The following is a 16,935-nucleotide window of genomic DNA, read 5'->3' as shown; positions in this document are numbered from 1 at the left end:
GAGGTCTTGTTATGCCAAAATATACAATTGTTGATAAAGATACTTGCATCGCATGCGGCGCTTGCGGAGCAGCAGCACCAGACATTTATGATTATGATGATGAAGGTATTGCATTCGTAACATTAGATGATAACCAAGGTGTAGTAGAAATTCCAGAAGATCTAGAAGATGATATGATGGATGCAATGGAAGGCTGCCCTACGGATTCAATTCGCGTAGCGGATGAAAAATTCGAAGGCGATGCTAATAAATTCGAATAAGTATTGAACAAACCTGTAGTATAGTACATGCTGCAGGTTTTTTTATATATAAAAATCGCTCTCCCCGGGAGAGCGATTGAATTAAACAGCAACGCGGCGCGTGATCCATTGCTTCATTTTTGAAAACAATAAGACAAAAATAACCCCTGTTGCTGCTCCTTTTATTAAGTTAAACGGCAAAATACCTGCAACGATATATTGACGCGCTTGTTCACTAGACATTTCTGGCGATTGTAAGAAGATTGTATACGCCGGTAAAAAGACATAATAATTTAAGACAGCCATGAGTACCGTCATTACAACCGTACCCGTAACCAAACCTATCGTTACGCCTTTAGCTGTTTTAAATCGACGGAACATATATGATACAGGAAGAACGAACAGTAAACCAGCTACAAAGTTCGCCACTTGACCAACCGGAACCCCTGTAGCACTTCCTTGAATTAAATAATTCAATAAATTTTTTATTCCTTCTACTATAACAGCAGCCATAGGTCCAAATACAAGTGCTGCTACGAGTGCAGGAATTTCGCTAAAATCAATTGTTAAAAACGGAGGTAATCCAGGAATCGGAAAATTAATCATCATTAAAATGTAAGCAATACTGCTCAACATTCCTAGTATAACCAGCTTTTGAGTTTTCTTACTTTGTTGCATCTTGCCTCTCTCCTTCTTTGTGATCCACTCTTCAAAGAAGAAAGGTTCAACTTCATATCCCCACGCAAAAACCTCCCAACAAATGATTCGTTGAGAGGAGACATGGCAGGCATATTTAATAAACGTTCATCACATTAGGTTTTGAACGCTGAACCTCCACCTTCTCCCATCCAGACTGTACTGTCGGCTTTGGAATTTCACCAAATCTGCTCGTATGTATTACATATAAGCTCGCGGGCTCAAAACAATTTGTTTTTTTACCGCCGGTCGGGAATTTCACCCTGCCCCGAAGATAGACCAATATTTAATTATGAATTTATTATATGTTATCTCGAATTAAAAGTAAATAAAGAAGTTTTTTTAATTCCTATTAAATTGATGTCTTTTATAAACTTCATTACTGTTTTATATGTAAAATAAGGAAATAAGTGCATAACCAACAGCATTATGACATATTTATAGTTTCAATTTTACGTTTACAATTGTGTATTTGATAACTAATTGTAAAGTTTAAAAAATATAATTGACAGAATTTTTTTAACATGGTAAATTATCAAATATTTGATGATAGTAAAATCCAAGGGAGATGTTCACGTCATGTATAACGTATTAGTAGCTGATTCAATTAGCAATGAAGGTCTTGCTCCACTACTCGAAGCTCCTCATGTGAATCTTACGCGAAAAAAAGTTGAAGAAGTTGAGAATGATTTGCATACGTACGATGCGCTTTTAGTACGGAGTGCTACGACGGTTACAGAGGATTTGCTGGCAAAAATGCCGAATTTAAAAATTGTTGCTCGCGCTGGAGTAGGTGTCGATAATATTGATATTGAAGCCTCAACCAAACGAGGGGTTGTCGTTATTAACGCGCCGAACGGAAATACCATTTCAACGGCGGAACATACATTTGCTATGATGGCTAGCTTGTTTCGGCATATCCCCCAAGGAAATGCTTCAGTCAAAGCGCGCGAATGGAACCGCTCAGCATTTGTTGGAACAGAGCTTAATCGCAAACACCTGGGCATTATCGGATTTGGACGAATTGGCTCAGAGCTTGCTAAACGCGCAAAAGCCTTCAATATGAGCGTTCACGTTTACGATCCTTTTTTAACCTCTTCCCGAGCTGAAAAGCTAGGCGTAGAACTATTATCCCTGGATGAATTACTAGCAGCAGCGGATGTAATTACCGTACACACTCCGCTTACGAAAGAAACCAAGGGATTGCTCAATCATGAAACATTAGCCAAAACAAAGAAGGGTGTATTTTTATTAAACTGCGCACGCGGCGGGATCATTGATGAAAAAGCCTTAGTTCATTATTTAGAAATTGGCCATGTTCAAGGTGCAGCTATTGACGTATTTGAAGTTGAACCGCCGATTGATAACCCTTTGTTACATTTTGATCAAGTTATTACAACTCCCCATTTAGGAGCTTCTACAAAAGAAGCCCAGCTTAACGTTGCTGAAGACGTGGCACATGACGTTCTGCATTTTCTAGAAGGTAATCCTGTAAGTTCATCCATTAATTTACCAACGCTTTCTAAAGAAGTTTTTGAAAAAATTCAGCCGTTTACGAGCCTTACTAAACAAATGGGAGCTATTTTATCTCAATGCATGCGAGAACCCGTTCAGCATATCTCGATCTCCTACGGAGGTACAGTGACGGATTTAGAAACCACTTATATTACACGGAGCTTGTTATCAGGCTTTTTAACCCATCGTATTGACTCACCTGTTAACGAAGTCAATGCTTCTATGATTGCCAAAGAACGAGGAATTACATTTGGTGAAAAAACATCGGAAGATACGCAAGGATATTCTAATATAATTGACGTTACAGTAACAGGCGAACAGCGTACATTTACGATTACGGGCACTTATATAGCAGGATATGGACCTCGAATTGTTAATATTGATTCGTTTGATATTGATTTTTATCCAGAAGGACATCTTCTTTATATCCGTCACAGTGATCAGCCCGGAGTTATTGGAAATGTAGGGAAAGTACTTGGAGATTTACGTATTAACATTGCTACCATGCAAGTGGGCCGTAAGCAAAAAGGCGGAGAAGCCATTATGATGCTCACGTTTGATAAACTTTTAGATGATTCTGTCATCACTTCATTAAAACAAACAAGCGAAATTGTGACCATACAGCGCATTGAGTTGTGACATTGAAAAAAGAGCCTTAGCGGCTCTTTTTTTATGGACTTATTTTTAACACTTGTCCTGCATTTAAAGCGGTGTTCTCTAAATGATTCCACTTTCTTAGCTGCTCCACATCGACTTCATATTTGGCCGCAAGTTCAGATAATGTATCTCCTTGATGGATAAGAATACAGTTATCAGAAGCCTGATGTAACTGCTGAAAAACCGTGGCAGCTAAATCGTTTTTTACGTATGCCGATAGTTTTTGCTTGTCCAATTTGGCGAGTGGGTTTACCGCATTGGTTTTATCCGGATTCCAACTTCCTTGATGAACTTCAAAATGCAAATGTGCACCTGAAGATCGTCCTGTATTGCCAACCCATCCAATGTTTTGACCTGGGGCTACAGAATTTCCTTCTGCAACAAGTCGTTTCTCTAGATGAGCATAGACCGTTTCGTATCCATTCGTTTGTTTGATAAAAACAACTTGCCCGTATGTATTTGAATAATAAGAGCGGCTCACCACTCCTTTTGCAACAGCATACACCTGTGTACCAACAGGTGCTGCTATATCGATTCCAAAGTGTTTGGCGTGACGAGAACCAAATATATCAGTTAAGACTCCTTCAACCGGCCACTCCCACTGCTTCTCTTCTGCCTTTACCATTTGCCCGCCCAAAAATAAAAGACCTATACACAATCCCATCACTAATACAACCAATATTCTTCTTAACACGTCAATCATGAAGAAAGAACCTCCTATGTAGATCATTGCACACAAAACATACTATATGCCAATTCCTTCTCTTTTAGACTTGTTTACAGAAAAAATAAAGAGATGTGATTCTCCAATGAATCACATCTCTTTGCTATTCTTATTATTTCAGCCGAAGACAAACTGTTATTTAGCATGTGTTTACTTTGGCAGTTTGATAAAGAAAGTTGTTCCTTCATTTAATTCACTTTCAACTGCAATAATCCCTTGATGTGCCTCCACGATATTTTTAGCGATCGCAAGCCCAAGACCAGTTCCTGACTTTCCTCTCGTTCTGGCTTTATCAGCTTTATAAAATCGCTCAAATACAAACGGAAGATCTTCTTTTGGAATCCCTGCTCCCGTATCTTGAACAGAAAGATGGATTTCGGATTGACTTTTATCAAGATGCAGCTTTACTTCTCCGTAGTCATCCGTATGACGAATGGCATTATCAATTAAGTTTGTCAGCACTTGTTCCATACGGTCTGAATCAATCATCGCTTCAAATTCATTTTCTATTTTTCCATTAAGAGACAGTTTAATATGTTTTTCTTTAGCTAACCCTTGAAACTTGCGCAAAACACGTTCTGTAAATTCAACCATTGCTACAGATTCTAAGTGAAGCTGCACATGTCCCGCTTCCATTCGCGCTAAATCTAAAAGTTCATTTACAAGCCGGCCCATACGGAGTGATTCATCATAAATCACCTGTGCAATTTCTTTCTTTTCTTCATCCGTACTTGCAATATCGTCAATAATAGCTTCACTATAACCTTGAAGCATAGAAATAGGTGTACGCAATTCATGAGACACGTTTGCAATAAAATCTTTTCTTGATTTATCAAGTTTACGCTCTTCAGACATGTCTCGCAGTACAGCTACAGCACCGCGGATTTTCGTTTGATTATAGAGCGGTGACATTAAAATGACCCACGTTTTCCCTTGAATTTTCAACTCTGCACTTCGCTCCGTTTCAGTCTCTACTACCGTTTGAAACAAATGCACGACGTTTGCTGGAAGCTCAGGCACCTGCTGGTTGTTCACATCCTGCTCGTAATACCAAGTCTGAAGAAAATGCTCCGCTGGGGGATTGGTAATTAAAATCGATCCGTCTCTACTAAACGTAATAACACCGTCTGCCATACTGCTTAAAATACTTGAAAGCTGTTCTTTTTCCTGATTGAGCGCATTGAGATTAAACTTTAACTGCCTGCCCATTTGATTAAAAGCAATCGCTAACTCTCCAATTTCATCGTGAGTTAAAATAGGTACTTTTGTATCAAAATTCCCTTTTGTTACTTCAAATGCCGCCTGCCTCATTTTTCTAAGAGGTGCTGTAATTCGAGTGGATAAGAAAAAAGCAAAGATAGTAGTTAAAATAATAGCAATACCTGCAGCCAATAAAATGAACTTAGTCGTATATTGAGCGGGCTCTTCAATTTCAGAAAGAGATTGATACAAATAAACGCCGCCTGTCGGTTTATTATCTTTCATTAAAGGTACACCGACAACAAACATTAAAGGCTCATCACTCGTGTCTTTCTTTGTGGTCATGTACATTTTTTCCCGTATTACTTTACCTTTTTCAACCACTTGATTTAGCTGATCGTTTTGTTTAACAATGGCCGAAATAGCTTTCTTATTTTCTTTATCAGGATGTGTGGAATGCCAATAGAAATCTTTATCCTGAACAATAACTACACTTGCTTGATCTGCAAGTTCACGAGCAATGGATAGTCCTAGCTTTTCATCCTCTGTTTCCTGCACAATGGTAGAGATTTTAGCAGCCGTTTTAGTTAAACGGTTTTCTGCGTCTACAACATGATAATTTTCAAAAAACTGAAGCAGTAAAATGGTCAAAATAAATAAAACAAGCGTAACGAGCAATAGGATAGTAAACCATAGTTTACCAACTACACTTCTCCAAAACATCAGTTATTTTCAACCTCAAATTTATACCCTACTCCCCAAACGGTTACGATCATTTTCGCCGCTTGTGACGATACGCGATTTAACTTTTCACGCAAACGCTTGACGTGCGTATCTACCGTACGAAGATCTCCAAAGAAATCATAATGCCACACTTCACGCAGCAGCTGCTCTCTGTCGTATACTTTATCTGGCGTTTTTGCAAGGTAGCACAATAATTCATATTCTTTTGGAGTTAAGTTAACTTCTTTTCCGTCTGCTGTAACGCGATGTGCATCATTATCAATCGTTAAGTGATCAAAGACAATAAGGTTTTTCACGCTCGTTTCTGGCTGAATAAACGTTGCTTGAGAAGAACGTCGAAGCAGTGCTTTTACGCGAAGAACCACTTCTCTTGGGCTAAACGGCTTAACGATGTAATCATCTGTACCTACTTCAAACCCTTGGACTCTGTTTACTTCTTCACCTTTAGCTGTAAGCATGATAATAGGAGTTGCTTTTTTCTCGCGAATTTGTTTACAGACCTCAATACCGTCTATGCCAGGCATCATTAAATCTAATACAATCAAATCATAATCTATGTGTAACGCTTTTTCGATTGCTTCATGCCCGTCGGCTGCTTCTTCAATGATGTATCCTTCTTTTTCTAAGTACATTTTTAACAATCGTCTAATGCGATCTTCATCGTCTACTAGCAGTAATCTTTGTTCGTTTTGCATGTATTTTCAACCTCCTAGTCTTAGTGTACAAAAAAAAACCGGCGAGTTCTACTTATGTTACCCAAACAATGTGACAATTCGTGAACACCTTTATGAAAAATAGCTTTTTTCCTCAAAAAAGAGGTTGAGACATATCGAAATCCATCCAATCTACAGATGGACAGATAAAATACAGGAGCTAGAAGCAACTACATATATGAAGCCTCCGTTCACCATGCAAATAAAAAAATCCGAACGAATGTGATTCTCCATCAAGAATCTCAACTCATCGTTCGGATCTTCTTCAACTAAAATATCTTTATTTCAGCCTCTATTCTATTTTTAAAGGTTACGCATATGAATGTAAACCTGCAATAACTAGGTTCACGGCCACTAAGTTGAACATGATGATGGCAAATCCGCCAACTGCCAGCCAAGCTGATTTTTCACCGTGCCACCCTTTAGACAGCCGAAGATGAAGAAAAGCGGCATAAAATAAAAAGGTGATCAGCGCCCACACCTCTTTGGGATCCCATCCCCAAAAGCGCGTCCAGGCCATCTGAGCCCAAATCATAGCGAAAATAAGTGCTCCTAATGTAAAAATAGGAAATCCAATCGCCACTGCTCTGTAGCTTACTTCATCAAGCAAGTCGCTGTTTACCTGCTTCACAAGCGGCTGCAGTGCGGCTCCAATTCGCTTCCGTAAAATAAGACGAATCAGCCAATATAAGACAAACCCACCGGCTAACGACCAAATAACCGTATTTAATTTTTTAGCATTGATAATAGCCGGCATATCAACAAGCGGCTGTATGTCGTTCCCGTCTGTCCACTCACTTTGATGAGGCCCCACTAGCGGAACCATATGATATACGACTTGCTCTTGTTCGCCACTTTTATTAACCCAATTAAATGATGACTCGTAGTGAGCCGCATTAAAAGCCAGCGTCACCGCTACAAACCCAAGCGTACTAATAAGCGTATACAGGATGAATTCCAGCCAAAATGCTTTTTTATTTCGCTTGGATTGATCAATTGTTTTGATTAAATAAATCAATCCTGCAACAAAGCTAATGGAAAGCACGGCTTCACCCGTAGCTGCGGTTGTAACGTGAATATGCAGCCAATTCGTCTGGAGAGCTGGTATCAGCGGCGTAATTTCAGTTGGAAACATGCTTGCATAAGCAATGATTAAAAGAGCCACCGGCAAGGCAAAAAGTCCAAGCATGCTAAGACGATAAATAAAGTAAATAACAATAAATGCGCCAACAAGCATCATGCCAAAAAACGTCGTAAATTCAAATAAATTACTAACAGGAGCGTGGCCTGATGCAATCCATCTTGTAATGAAATAGCCAATCTGTGCAATAAAACCGATGATGGTAACCGCAATTCCAAACGTTGCCCACTTTGTTTTCTTTTGAGCTGCTCGCTTATCTCGAATAGCTCCTCCGAAAAAAAAGGTTGCAACTAAATAAGCAATAAACGCCACATACAGTAAATTACTACTTATACTCGCGTAATCCATGCTTTTTCCTCCTATTTTGTTTCTTTATCATTTTGGTCCTTCAGCTGTGTGAGGGATGTGGATTCTAATAAACCATTTAATTCTTTTTTAAGACCATACCAGTTTTTATTTGTATGTGCGGCCAACCATATCTCATTATTGACTTTTTGAATCCACATGCGGCGATGATTCCAATACATCCCTTGAATCACACCAATCATAAAGATGGCTCCGCCAATCCCTAAAAACCAAAGCGTATAGTCTCTGCGAACGGTTAATCCCGTTACATTTTTCGTTTCCACACCAGCAAAGGTCATTTTATAATCGTTATTTCCTAGTGGTTCCAAGTTCTCTCTAATTCCAACAAAAGCAACTTCGCCTTTTTTATGCTGAGGCGTAATCATTTTAAATACAAAAGCCGGGTTGTTAGGCACTCTTGTTTTTGTATTTGGGTTTCCTTCATCATCAAAGAAAAAGTCTGGAAAGTAGCTCATGAGCTTGACTTTATATCCGTTTTTTAAATCATATGTTGCTTTTGGATTATGTAAATCTACTGTAAGTGAACCAACGTTTTTATTTGCATTTTTATCTGTTAAATGGAAAGACATAGAGCTAAACTCATTTAACTTGAAGTCCACTTGGTACATGGCATATCCTTCAAACTTAAGCGGCTGATTCACACGAATCTCTGAATCTTTTATTTTTTTTAGCTTTGGATCTGCTCCCGGTATAAGCTTTCCTTCGCGCTTATACAGACTAACATCCGCTTCATATTTTTTGGCTACTTTATTATTCCCTGCGCGATCAATTGCTTCTTGAAACACGGCGCTTTCGCTATCTTTATCATACGTTTCCACAGTAAAACGATGGTTTTTCAAAAAATACTCTCCGTTCGTCCCAGGAATAACTTTTGTTTCACCTTCACGGATCCAAAGAACTTCATCTATATACATACCTGGTACAAATCTAAGCATAGCACCTAGTAAAAAGATAATGAGACCGATATGATTAACGTATGGACCCCATCTTGAGAAGCGTCCTTTTTCAGCCAGCAGATTGCCCTTTTCTTCGCGAATAGAGTATCTTCTTTTTTTCAGCATGCTTTTTACATGTTCATAATCTTGATCCGTCCACGATGATGAAGTGCTGTATAAACGCTGTCTCTTTAAGAAGTTTGGATGTTTTGTTACGCTCTGCTTTTTTAGAGCTCGGTACAAAGGCACTACTCGATCTAAACTGCAAATGACTAACGACATTCCTAAAGCAGCAATTAAAAGCAAGTACCACCACGATTCATAGAGATGATGAAAACCTAACTTATAATAAAGCTCTCCTGTCCATCCATATTCCTTTTGATAATACTCACCTGCTGTCACATTAGGAGGTATGTAAGCTTCTTGAGGATAAATGGTTCCGACTGCAGACGCAACAAGCGTCACAATAATGATCCAAATGCCTACCTTTACAGAAGATAAAAAATTCCATATTTTATCGATAACTGTTTTATTGTACGTTTGCGATCGCCTTGCGCTTCCTTCATAACGCATATCTACTAATTTTTCAGTTGTTTCTTCTGCAATTGGTTTACCACAGGCTTCACACAAAATCGTACCATGCGGGTTAACGTGTCCACATTCACATTTTACGTGTTTCATTGTCAACACTCCCTATGGTTTAATTTCTTCCATATATTCTTTTATTTTAGATTCTTCTAATCCGCCAATAAAGCTGTCTACAATCTTTCCGTTTTTATCAATTAAAAACGTAGTCGGAAGAGGATCTATCCCGTACGCACCCAACACTTGTGAATCTTTATCCATCAAAATTGGAAAAGATAGCCCATACTGTTTAGCAAACTGCTCTACCGCTATATTCGTTTCTGCAACGTTAACAGCTAAAATTTCAACGCCTTGCTTTTTATATGCTGCATACTGCTTTTCCATCGCCGGCATCTCTTGTTTACAGGGCTTGCACCATGTTCCCCAAAAATTCAAAAAAACTCCTTTGCCTTTGTAATCTGATAGCTGATGAGTTTCTCCATTAATATCTCTTAATATAAAGTCAGGTGCCTCATCTCCTACCGATACCTTTTGTTTATCAGCAAAAAATTGAGCATAAAGGGTATATCCAACCGCGCACAGTAAAACTGCTAATATAACTGTTCGAATAATCAAGCGCTTTTTTTTCATAGCACGAACTCCTTTTAACCGCTTTCAATACGCTTTTTTTCTACCATTATATCATTTTTTTGGTAGTGGCTTTCCGATAATATTTCGACGTTTCTGTGAAGTCTTCCTCTCATTCTACAAGTTCGACATTTTTTCAAAAAACCTTGCTTGATTTTCTAATTCACGACATTTTTCATAAAAAAAACAGGTAAGTGAAAATTACTTACCTGTTTGAGACATTGAATATAATTGTTTGACTTCATGAGCCGTAAGCTCGCGTGCTTCTCCTGCATTTAATCCGCGTAAGTCTAAAGGTCCGTAGCGCTCACGTTTTAACTTTAATACAGAATGTCCGATTGCATCGAACATGCGACGTACTTGACGGTTTTTCCCTTCGTGAATCGTCAGTTCTACGATTGCCGTCTGCTTGCTTTTATCAATGGAAAGAACTTTTGCACGAGCTGGTGCTGTTTTTCCGTCTTCAAGCATCACTCCGCGCTGCAGCTGTCTGATGCTTTCACGACTTGGGATTCCTTTAATTTTAGCCACATACACTTTATCCACTTCAAATTTCGGGTGCATTAGCTGATTAGCAAATTCACCATCATTTGTTAAAAGAAGTAGACCCGACGTATCATAGTCCAGACGTCCAATAGGGTAAATTCTTTCTTCTACATGTGGAAAGAAGTCAACGACTGTTTTTCTTCCTTTGTCGTCGTTAGCAGCTGAAATCACGCCTCTTGGTTTGTATAGCATAAAATAAACGGGCGCTTCGCTTTCTACCGGCACTTCGTCTACTTCAATTTTATCGTTAGGACCTACTTTCGTGCCCAATTCTTTTACAACTTTTCCATTTACTTTCACTCGGCCTTGGCCGATTAATTCTTCAGCTTTACGTCTTGATGCTACACCTGCGTGAGCAATCACTTTTTGTAATCGTTCCATTAACACTTCACCTCTTGTAACATCTTACTTGTTTACGAAGTAATACACAAGTCTATTTGCCACACAGAGGTAGAATTTTCGATTTCTTACCGGCCAAATACAAGGATTACGATCACAACTGATGCAATAATCCCTACCAAATCCGCCAGTAAACCAACCTTCAGCGCATCTCCCATTTTTTTAATACCTACTGCTCCGAAATAAACCGTTAAAATATAAAACGTGGTATCTGTACTTCCCTGCATGGTCGATGCCAAACGACCGATAAAAGAATCAGGTCCATATGTAGAAATTAGATCCGTTGTGATACCAAGGGCAGCCGTTCCAGATATCGGTTTAATAAGAGCTAAAGGTACAATTTCAGCCGGAACGCCGACTGCTTGCAGCATAGGTTTTAAAACAGATAAGAAAAAATCAAGGGCTCCTGAAGCTCGAAAAATAGAGATGCTCACTAACATGCCGACTAAGTAAGGAATGATGGAAAAAGCAATTTGTAATCCGTCTTTCCCTCCCTCTACAAACTTTTCATACGTAGGAATTTTTTTGTAGGTTCCATAAAGTAAAATACATCCTACGATAAGAGGAATAAACATCAATGATACTTGATTAAGCATCGTCATTTTCGTTTTCCTCCTTTTCGCGTACGTCGATAATAAAAGAAGCGATCGATGATGATAGCTCCTATTGTAGCTACAACAGTTGCTAAAAGCGTAGTACCCACAATTTCAGTAGGATTAGCCGAGTTATACGTAATTCGAATGGCAATAACTGTGGTCGGTATAAGCGTTAAACTGGTTGTGTTAAGTGCTAAAAGTGTGATCATAGAACGGCTTGCTTCGTCTCTGTCGCCGTTCAGTTTTTTAAGTTGCTCCATCGCTTTAATACCAAGAGGAGTTGCCGCATTCCCCAGCCCAAACATATTCGCCATCATATTGGATAATATGTATCCTAAGGCCGGATGATCTTTTGGAACATCAGGGAAAAGTCTAGTAATAATGGGTCGAAATAGTTTCGCTAACTTGTCGAGAAGCCCTGCACTTTGAGCAATATTCATCATACCTAACCAAAAGACCAGCACGCTGATTAACCCAATGCTGATGGTCACCGCTTCGCCTGCACCTTGAAAAATTGCTTTGTTTACATCACCAATTTTCCCATTTATAATTGCAAAAACAATTCCGATAATGGTCAGCAACATCCAAATAATATTAACCATCTGTTTTGGCTCCAGACTGAATAAACATTAATCGCTTCACTCGATCAAAGAAACCTTCTTGCTGCTCGGCCTGCTTTTCGAAATAAATAGGAACACTGTCAATCGTTTCTCCACTTCTATAAATATCGAGCTTCCCTACAACATTGGGAACTTTCCCTGTTTCTTCCCACTGCTTTTTAGGCTGAATTAACGTTGTTTTCACTTCTACAGAGCTCTGTTCTTTCTTTGTAAGAGGATAGACGACATTTCGTTTAATATACAACTGATCTTTATAGAAAGAATCTTTTATATCTGCCAATTCGCCTTTTGCAGCTAAACTGGTCATATCATATTTATCAAATGCATTTTCATACATGGAAATGTGATCGTTCCAATCATCTGGCGCATTAATCGTTACGGCGATTAAATCCATTCCATCTTTTGTAGCAGTTGTCACAAGCGTTCGTTTTGCTAATTTTGTATATCCTGTTTTTCCGCCAGTACAGTATGCATATAGTGTTGTCAGCAGTTTATTTTTGTTTTTCCACACTCGATCCCATTTCTCTTCAGGGTGCTTCATTCGATAGACTTTTGTTCCTGAAATCTCTTTGAAAATTTTATTATTCATTGCATAGCGCATAAGCAGAGCCATATCGTGCGCTGTTGAGCGATGATTTTCATGATCGTCTAATCCATGCGGATTTTGAAATGTTGTATTCGTCATGCCAATTTCTTCTGCTTTTTTATTCATCAAATAAACAAATCCATCTTCGCTTCCTCCAACGGCTTCTGCGATAGCTACAGCAGCATCATTACCTGAGCGAAGCATCAGGCCATACACTAAATCTTTTAATTTTATTTTTTCACCTTCAACTAAATACACAGAAGAACCTTCAACGCCAACTGCGTTGTGGCTAACGGTAACTTTTTTATTTATTTTGCCAGATTCAATCGCCAGTATTGCTGTCATAATTTTTGTGATGCTAGCAATTCGGCTAACTTGATCTGCATTTTTAGCGTATAACACTCTTCCTGACTTCTGTTCCATCAAAATAGCACTATGAGCACTTACACTCCCTGCTGCAGATGATACGGAAGGCCAACCGCTGAGACATAGCAATACAATAAATAGATAGATGATACTTTTTTTGCTTCTTTTCATGTCATCCCCGTCCCTCTACCTGTTTGTACAAGTTTATGCTCGTCTTTTTTGGTTATGAATGAAAAGATTTGTCCATACAAAAAAGAACATAGAAAAACTCTATGTTCTTTTACGGTTTCACTTCATTTCTTGAAACGATTGAAAAAATAAATCTGCCTCTTGATCGGTTCCTTCTTGTAACAAATCTTCTGGAAGCGGCGGCAGCTCTTCGATACTTTTAAGCCCAAAATAGCCTAAAAATTCTTTTGTCGTTCCGTATAAGATGGCACGCCCTGCGCCTTCCGCTCGTCCCACTTCTTTTAACAGAACCTTTCCAATTAAAGTTTGAAGAGGTCTTTCCGTTTTCACTCCGCGAATCTCTTCGATTTCAGCTCTTGTAATTGGCTGCTTATACGCTACAATAGCTAACGTTTCAAGCGCTGCTTGTGACAATGATTGATTAGCAGGAGCTTCTACGAGCTTCTCAATATATGGTGCATGCTCTTTTTTTGTAACAAGCTGATAGGCCCCGCCTATTTCAACAAGTGTAACTCCTCTGAACTTACACTCTTGCTCTAAGCTTTCCAAAGCACCTTGAATGTCTTCATGAGGCTTTTCTATAATCTCAGCTAACCGGCTAATAGACAGACCTTCATCACCAGAAACAAAAAGTAAGCTCTCAATAATAGCCTGTAAATTATTCGTTGTCATTCCTCTTCATTCCTTTCTCGATACGATACATAAAGCTCGTCTAGATTGTGCTGCTGTTCCACAACGATTTCATTTTCTTTCATTAATTCCAGCACAGCTAAAAACGTTACAACAATATGATCACGCTCTTGATAAGGAAACAGCTGATAAAAACTTTTTTTCCCTTTAAAGGCTTTTAATTCATTCACAATTTCACTCATGCGCTTGTCAATTGGAATATCTTGTCTTGCTATTTTCGTCTGCACAGGCTTTTTGTTTTGCTTTCGTTTCATTAACTTTTGAAAAGCACTTAGCATATCATACAGTGATATATCCAATCCTTCGTCCTGAGGCTGCGTACGTTCTTCTGCATTTATTTGCACATTACTTGGAGGTTTTGTATACACATGACTTTGGTCTTCTTCCAGCTTTTGAAGCTCTACTGCCGCTTCTTTAAACTTTCGATATTCAATTAAGCGCTGCATCAATTCTTCACGCGGATCTTCTTCATCGACCATTTCAATTTCATCCATATCTTCTTCATACGTAGGCAGAAGCATTTTACTTTTAATTTGAAGCAAAGTTGCTGCCATGACTAGATACTCACTGGCAACGTCTAGCTGAAGCTCATTCATTGTATGTATAAACATCATATATTGCTCAGTAATTGTCGCTACTGGGATATCGTAAATATCAATTTCAAATCGGTTAATCAAATGCAGAAGAAGATCTAAAGGTCCTTCAAACGCATCTACTTTTACACTGTACTCCACTTTTATCTCACCAACACTTTTCAATTGCTTATCATTTCTGCTGCTTTATATAACGTTACTATCATTAGTATAGAGGATTATAGACACATGTCCAATACAAATTAACGTAAAAATAGGTCATTTGCCCATACAAAAAGTTTAAACATACATATGATGTCAAGGTAATAACATTTTCAAATGGCTGAAGGAGGAACTCGCATGGGTGGAAAATCTTGTGGATACGGTAGCGGTTTCGCTTTAATTGTTGTACTGTTTATTTTATTAATTATTGTTGGTTGTTCTTGCTTACGCTTCTAACCACACATATTGAATAAAAACAAACGTGTTCGCCATACCTTGAGCACGTTTGTCTCTTTAAAGGCACAGCGCTGATGAATAGCTAATTTTTGTGATACACTACATATAGAGTCTTACCAGGAGGGAACAAGATTGTATTCACAAGCCTATATTGATTATTTAGTTCATTTTCATGGCGACCGGGATTACTTTGAATGTCATGAACTGCTAGAAGAACACTGGAAAAAAGACGAAAGAGGACACCGCAATATTATTTGGGTTGGCCTTATTCAAATTGCTGTTTCACTCTATCATCATCGACGTCAAAATTTCGCCGGAGCCAAAAGAACGATGCAAAAGGCACTGGCAATTTTAACGAAGGAAGAAGAAAACATTGCACAGCTTGGACTTAATTATCCTTCACTGCTTAAACTTCTTCGCAAACAATTAGCTTTAATCGATACCTATCAGCCATATAAAAGCATTAACTTACCTATTGAAGATCCAGCATTATTACGAGCTTGCAAACAAAGAAGCACTGATAAACAGCTTGTCTGGTTATCAGCTTCTAATCTGCAAAATGATGCGATTGTTCATCGTCACAGTACACGAGATCGTTCAGATGTGATTGCGGAAAGACAAGCGAACTTATTGGCAAAACAAAACAACAGGTAGCTAGAAGCTACCTGTTGTTTTATGATGACTAAGATGTGAAAGACGCTTTCGCACCTCAACTAATCATGCTTTTTTTTATTCATCCGCCTGACACTTTTCATAAAAAGGAGCGATGATTTCACTCGGCTTAATTTGTGCAGTCGTATACATTTCTTTAAGAGCTTTAATCATTTTTTTGCCAATGCCCTGTTGGCGGTGTGAAGGGTTTACACTGACGTGTTGAACCTCAATCAAACTTTTATCGAGCATGGAAATGCCAACAATTCCAATAATATCTTCTTCTTGCTTCCAAAGATACAGCTGCCAATGTTCGTTTTGCTCATATTCTTTCATCGTTTGTTGAAGTTTTTTTAAATCTTTTTCCGTAGGTACAAACGATAGAAGACCCATGGCAATTTTTTCATAGTTTCGTTTATAGCGAATAAGCATACGATTCTCCCTCGTCCTCAAACTTTCCTACAAATTAATGCGCTGCGTTTTTTACTGCTTTTATCATACAAAATTTATAAGTAAATAGCAATATTACACAAAAGCTTGTCATATGTCACGCGTGTATGAGAAACCTAATCTATTACGCTTTTTGAGCTGTTGCGCGAAGAAAAAACGCCGTAACCCCCTGTAAAAGGTTGTTATGACGTTTTATTAGCTGATATCCATTTCTAGCAGTATGCTCTTATTCTTCCCACACTTTTACTTCTTTCATTACGTCGCCATTTTTCATTTTCAACACTGTATCAAGTCCTTCTGTTACTTTTCCAAATACAGTGTGAACACCGTTCAAATGAGGCTGTGGCTCATGAACAAGAAAGAACTGACTGCCGCCTGTGTCTTTACCAGCATGCGCCATTGATAGAGAACCCGCTTCGTGTTTGTGAGGGTTTCCTTCTGTTTCACATTTAATTGAATAGCCAGGGCCGCCAGCACCTGTACCAGTTGGGTCTCCTCCTTGAGAAACAAATCCAGGGATAACGCGGTGGAACGTTACGCCGTTGTAGAATCCTTCATTAGCTAACTTTTCAAAGTTTTCTACTGTTCCTGGTGCTTCGTTCGGAAATAAATCGATTAGAATTTTTTCACCATTTTCCATTAAAATACTTGCTTTTTTCATATAAATGA

19 protein-coding genes and 1 riboswitch are annotated in these 16,935 nt (G+C 38.6%); of the genes, 4 read left to right on the top strand and 15 right to left on the bottom strand.

Features of this window, described 5'->3' with window-relative positions; genetic code table 11:
• The first annotated feature begins 11 nt into the window (after positions 1–11).
• Entirely contained in the window at positions 12–260 is a 249-nt protein-coding gene (locus ACNHOZ_RS02805) for a ferredoxin (RefSeq protein WP_013059046.1), read from the top strand.
• Positions 261–341: 81 nt separating this feature from the next.
• Here the strand turns inward: ACNHOZ_RS02805 and ACNHOZ_RS02800 are convergent, their stop codons facing one another.
• Complete coding sequence (locus ACNHOZ_RS02800) at positions 342–917, bottom strand: ECF transporter S component (protein WP_028411530.1); 576 nt, start codon at positions 915–917, stop codon at positions 342–344.
• A 154-nt stretch (positions 918–1,071) separates the two neighbouring features.
• Positions 1,072–1,215, bottom strand: a riboswitch (FMN riboswitch).
• A 299-nt stretch (positions 1,216–1,514) separates the two neighbouring features.
• Here ACNHOZ_RS02800 and serA point away from each other — a divergent pair.
• Entirely contained in the window at positions 1,515–3,089 is a 1,575-nt protein-coding gene (serA, locus tag ACNHOZ_RS02795; RefSeq protein WP_048019800.1) for a phosphoglycerate dehydrogenase, read from the top strand.
• Positions 3,090–3,120: 31 nt separating this feature from the next.
• On the opposite strand, the gene ACNHOZ_RS02790 is transcribed toward serA, so the two are convergent.
• The 12 genes from ACNHOZ_RS02790 to ACNHOZ_RS02735 all read right to left on the bottom strand — a co-directional run bounded on the left by ACNHOZ_RS02790 (position 3,121) and on the right by ACNHOZ_RS02735 (position 14,868).
• Positions 3,121–3,810: a peptidoglycan DD-metalloendopeptidase family protein gene (locus tag ACNHOZ_RS02790; protein WP_048019799.1), complete on the bottom strand. Its 690-nt coding sequence runs from the start codon at positions 3,808–3,810 to the stop codon at positions 3,121–3,123.
• Between the two features lie 171 nt (positions 3,811–3,981).
• Complete coding sequence (locus ACNHOZ_RS02785) at positions 3,982–5,754, bottom strand: ATP-binding protein (RefSeq protein ID WP_048019798.1); 1,773 nt, start codon at positions 5,752–5,754, stop codon at positions 3,982–3,984.
• Positions 5,754–6,470: a response regulator transcription factor gene (locus tag ACNHOZ_RS02780; protein WP_013059051.1), complete on the bottom strand. Its 717-nt coding sequence runs from the start codon at positions 6,468–6,470 to the stop codon at positions 5,754–5,756. Before ACNHOZ_RS02780 ends, ACNHOZ_RS02785 begins: the two co-directional genes overlap by 1 nt.
• Before the next feature lie 328 nt (positions 6,471–6,798).
• Positions 6,799–7,977 (bottom strand): c-type cytochrome biogenesis protein CcsB, encoded by a 1,179-nt coding sequence (gene ccsB / locus ACNHOZ_RS02775; protein WP_034270935.1) that lies wholly within the window; start codon positions 7,975–7,977, stop codon positions 6,799–6,801.
• 11 nt (positions 7,978–7,988) lie between these two features.
• Entirely contained in the window at positions 7,989–9,611 is a 1,623-nt protein-coding gene (locus ACNHOZ_RS02770) for a cytochrome c biogenesis protein ResB (protein ID WP_048019797.1), read from the bottom strand.
• Between the two features lie 12 nt (positions 9,612–9,623).
• The gene (gene resA / locus ACNHOZ_RS02765) at positions 9,624–10,145 is read right to left on the bottom strand and encodes a thiol-disulfide oxidoreductase ResA (RefSeq protein WP_028411536.1); all 522 of its coding nucleotides are present in this window, start codon (positions 10,143–10,145) and stop codon (positions 9,624–9,626) included.
• Positions 10,146–10,343: 198 nt separating this feature from the next.
• A complete protein-coding gene (locus ACNHOZ_RS02760; protein WP_028411537.1) occupies positions 10,344–11,069 on the bottom strand; it encodes a pseudouridine synthase in 726 nt (241 codons plus the stop codon).
• An 86-nt stretch (positions 11,070–11,155) separates the two neighbouring features.
• A complete protein-coding gene (locus ACNHOZ_RS02755; RefSeq protein ID WP_013084923.1) occupies positions 11,156–11,689 on the bottom strand; it encodes a spore maturation protein in 534 nt (177 codons plus the stop codon).
• On the bottom strand, positions 11,686–12,285 hold the full coding sequence (locus ACNHOZ_RS02750; RefSeq protein WP_013059057.1) for a nucleoside recognition domain-containing protein: 600 nt from the start codon (positions 12,283–12,285) through the stop codon (positions 11,686–11,688). Before ACNHOZ_RS02750 ends, ACNHOZ_RS02755 begins: the two co-directional genes overlap by 4 nt.
• Entirely contained in the window at positions 12,278–13,426 is a 1,149-nt protein-coding gene (locus tag ACNHOZ_RS02745) for a D-alanyl-D-alanine carboxypeptidase family protein (protein ID WP_028411538.1), read from the bottom strand. The genes ACNHOZ_RS02750 and ACNHOZ_RS02745 overlap by 8 nt, the downstream gene beginning before the upstream one ends.
• 117 nt (positions 13,427–13,543) lie before the next feature.
• Positions 13,544–14,116: an SMC-Scp complex subunit ScpB gene (gene scpB / locus ACNHOZ_RS02740; RefSeq protein WP_048019796.1), complete on the bottom strand. Its 573-nt coding sequence runs from the start codon at positions 14,114–14,116 to the stop codon at positions 13,544–13,546.
• Positions 14,113–14,868 carry a segregation/condensation protein A gene (locus tag ACNHOZ_RS02735; RefSeq protein WP_048019795.1) on the bottom strand — a complete coding sequence of 252 codons (756 nt, stop codon included), beginning with the start codon at positions 14,866–14,868 and terminating at the stop codon, positions 14,113–14,115. The genes scpB and ACNHOZ_RS02735 overlap by 4 nt, the downstream gene beginning before the upstream one ends.
• A 177-nt stretch (positions 14,869–15,045) precedes the next feature.
• On the opposite strand from ACNHOZ_RS02735, the gene ACNHOZ_RS02730 reads away from it, so the two are divergent.
• Positions 15,046–15,165: a YjcZ family sporulation protein gene (locus tag ACNHOZ_RS02730; protein WP_372497462.1), complete on the top strand. Its 120-nt coding sequence runs from the start codon at positions 15,046–15,048 to the stop codon at positions 15,163–15,165.
• Between the two features lie 132 nt (positions 15,166–15,297).
• Positions 15,298–15,819, top strand: a complete 522-nt coding sequence (locus tag ACNHOZ_RS02725) for a DUF309 domain-containing protein (RefSeq protein WP_014458309.1) — start codon at positions 15,298–15,300, stop codon at positions 15,817–15,819.
• Between the two features lie 75 nt (positions 15,820–15,894).
• Here ACNHOZ_RS02725 and ACNHOZ_RS02720 read toward each other — a convergent pair whose 3' ends face one another.
• Together ACNHOZ_RS02720 and ACNHOZ_RS02715 are read right to left on the bottom strand one after the other, a co-directional pair.
• A complete protein-coding gene (locus ACNHOZ_RS02720) occupies positions 15,895–16,248 on the bottom strand; it encodes a GNAT family N-acetyltransferase (RefSeq protein WP_013059063.1) in 354 nt (117 codons plus the stop codon).
• A gap of 244 nt (positions 16,249–16,492) precedes the next feature.
• Positions 16,493–16,927 carry a peptidylprolyl isomerase gene (locus ACNHOZ_RS02715; RefSeq protein WP_013059064.1) on the bottom strand — a complete coding sequence of 145 codons (435 nt, stop codon included), beginning with the start codon at positions 16,925–16,927 and terminating at the stop codon, positions 16,493–16,495.
• Positions 16,928–16,935: the final 8 nt, after the last annotated feature.

Source organism: Priestia sp. D51 (genome assembly GCF_053345675.1).
The sequence above is the reverse complement of the archived record's forward strand: the minus strand, read 5'-3'. Positions and strand labels throughout refer to the sequence as shown.